We start from the raw sequence: 2584 nt of genomic DNA on the forward strand, positions 1-2584 counted from the left end.
ACAGGAAGAAGGGCAGAATAAATAAGCCAGCCGCCAAATTTATGAATAGATTGCTGGAGATAGGTAGTGTGTCTACGCTTGCGAAAGCAGCAAACAGCAACAGAACATTTTTGAAGATGTTGTCGTTAAAGGCTCCCAGAAACTGGGTAATAAAGTAGGGTAGGAACCTTTTTTGCGTTAACAGCGAAGATTGGCTGCTGTTGTTCATTGTCTTTCCTTGAATGCTTACCAGTTGGTTAAGTAGTTTGAGACTAGGTTATTAATCAACTCTTTACCATCGATAGGCTCAGATGCGAAAAACTTATCGTCAACACTGAGAAGTGTAATTCCGTGCACGCCAGACCATAATACACGGCTCGCTTTAACGACTTCGCTTTCGGTATGTTCAGGTGCAATTGCGATTAACAATTGCTCTAGCATGCCCGTCATCTTATCGATACGGTTGGATTGCCATTCAGGTAGGTTTTCACCGTTCATGTTGTGCTCGAAGATAAGCTGCCAACGGTGTGGGTGCTTTTGCGCAAAGTCATGGTAGCAGTAAGCAAGATTAAATAATGCTTGTTGTGCATTGCTTGATTGTTCAACGGCAGTTGCAGATTCAGCCGCGAGTTCATCTAACGTTTTAGCTACGACATGAAGAAGCAAAAGGTTGTAGTTACCGAATACATTTACCAGTGTACTTGGTACATAACCAATCATGTTCGCGATTTTTCGTAGGCTCAACTCGTGATAGGAGTGCTGCTCTAAAAAGTCTGTCACTGTATTTAAAGTCAGCTGGATCAATTGTTCTCGAGTGTGGTCGTTTCTGCGTGCCATGAGTAGTTTCTAGTAAATGAACATCGTTCAATATTTTAATGCTGCCCCTGAGTGCCGTCAATCCTTTCGCTAGTTTAGTAATCAACTAATCGCCGCAATATTATGAAACATGTGTAAACACAGTGAATATTTCATTGTGCTTTGTTAACGAGTATGATTAAGGTGTCGAAAGATAAAGAAACCTATAAAGGATAATAATGAAACGATTTTTCTCACTAGTCGCGATTCTGATGGTATCAGTCGCGGTGACACCAATCGCGGAAGCGAAAAAGTTTGGTGGTGGTAAGTCTTTTGGTAAGAGTTTCAAAACGGCTCCTGCACCCAAACAGCAACAACAGAACACGAATTCAATCCGACAAGATCAAGCCGGTAAGAACACAGCGGCTAACTCTAGCAAGAAAGGCCTTATGGGCGGTCTGCTAGGCGGTTTACTTGCAGGTGGTCTACTAGCAGCATTCTTCGGTGGCGCATTTGAAGGTATCCAGTTCATGGATATTCTGATTATGGGTCTGATTGCTTTCCTAGCGTTTAAGTTCCTACGTGGCATGCTTGGCGCGAAGCAGGGTTCGATGAATCAGCAGAATGCACGAGGCCAACAGCCAGCATTCGGCGGTATGGGACAAAATAAGTTTGAACAACCAACGCAACAGCCAAATGTTCATAACTTCGAGCAAGCACAACCTCAATCACAAGGCACTGCTGGTGGCTTTGGTTTTGGTGCGCAAAGCGATGTTCCATATAACTACCCACCGGGTTTTGATCAAGCGGCATTCATCAACGGCTCTCGTGAGCACTACCGTACACTGCAAGGTGCATGGAACCACAACGAGCTAAGCACGATTGAAGAGTACGTGTCTCCAAGCCTTTTCGAAGACCTAAAAGCTGAGCGTAGCAAGCTAGACGGTGACCAGCACACAGACGTAATGTACGTTGATGCTGAAATCGTTCGTGCAGACCATGACGGCAGCAAAGCACAGCTAAGCCTACAGTTTAGCGGTCGCTACCGTGATTCTGCGGAAGGTATCGAAGAAGACATCACTGATATCTGGCACTTAGAGCGTGATCTAACAACCGACAACGCACCTTGGTTGATTGTTGGTATTCAAGGTTAATCTCTGGCATAGCTAACAGAAGACGTTAGTAATTCAGTACTTTGATTATTGAAAGCCCCTACAGGGAAAACTGTAGGGGCTTTTTTGTTTCTGGCGATTTGACTCTGCAAGTGTCTGGAAGAGAACGAGTTAGGAAAGGCTTGGGAATAAGGTGTAAGGTGGGCTAACCTCAATGCAAGTTACTCACTTTTAATATTTCTAATTAGTTACGTAACTAAATGAAACCGAGGAGTTAGTTGATATGACGAGGTTTTTTGAACCCATATTAGAGCCTGATCTTTCATAGCAGCAGAAACAAAAAATAGTGGATGATTGCGAAGAACCGGTTTCTACAAACTGCTTAGGCTGCGCAGCTTATTTGGTTTGTAAGCGTCATAGAGAGGGTTGGGGTGATTGATTAAGTCGTGGGTGCAAGGGCATAACCTATCTTGTTATAAGACCGGTATGGCAGACTTTTTATGCTTGGAAGATAAGTTACGCTAAGAATATGGAACGGCAGAAACGAAAAAAGCCAACTCAATGAGTTGGCTTTTCGATTTTCCAATTAAGAAGAATATGGTGGAGGGAGACGGATTCGAACCATCGAAGGCAGTGCCGGCAGATTTACAGTCTGCTCCCTTTGGCCACTCGGGAACCCCTCCAGGGTGTGTCTTACT

At 44.1% G+C, this 2584-nt stretch carries 2 protein-coding genes, 1 tRNA gene and 1 pseudogene; 1 reads left to right on the top strand and 3 read right to left on the bottom strand.

The window, feature by feature from the left end; genetic code table 11:
- Window positions 1-208, bottom strand: a pseudogene (locus tag BCT81_RS28180) (MFS transporter); the annotation flags it as partial.
- A gap of 17 nt (window positions 209-225) precedes the next feature.
- Complete coding sequence (locus BCT81_RS28185) at window positions 226-816, bottom strand: TetR-like C-terminal domain-containing protein (RefSeq protein WP_004739945.1); 591 nt, start codon at window positions 814-816, stop codon at window positions 226-228.
- Between the two features lie 197 nt (window positions 817-1013).
- Here BCT81_RS28185 and BCT81_RS28190 point away from each other — a divergent pair, with 197 nt between their 5' ends.
- Entirely contained in the window at window positions 1014-1928 is a 915-nt protein-coding gene (locus BCT81_RS28190) for a TIM44-like domain-containing protein (protein ID WP_102426575.1), read from the top strand.
- A gap of 556 nt (window positions 1929-2484) precedes the next feature.
- On the opposite strand, the gene BCT81_RS28195 is transcribed toward BCT81_RS28190, so the two are convergent.
- Window positions 2485-2569 (bottom strand) — tRNA-Tyr (locus BCT81_RS28195).
- Window positions 2570-2584: the final 15 nt, after the last annotated feature.

The organism is Vibrio sp. 10N.261.52.A1 (assembly GCF_002876325.1).
GTDB lineage: Bacteria > Pseudomonadota > Gammaproteobacteria > Enterobacterales > Vibrionaceae > Vibrio > Vibrio chagasii.

Coding starts and splice junctions, on each gene's coding strand:
- BCT81_RS28185 (WP_004739945.1), bottom strand. CDS start 816: ATGGCACGCAGAAACGACCACACTCGAGAACAATTGATCCAGCTGACT.
- BCT81_RS28190 (WP_102426575.1), top strand. CDS start 1,014: ATGAAACGATTTTTCTCACTAGTCGCGATTCTGATGGTATCAGTCGCG.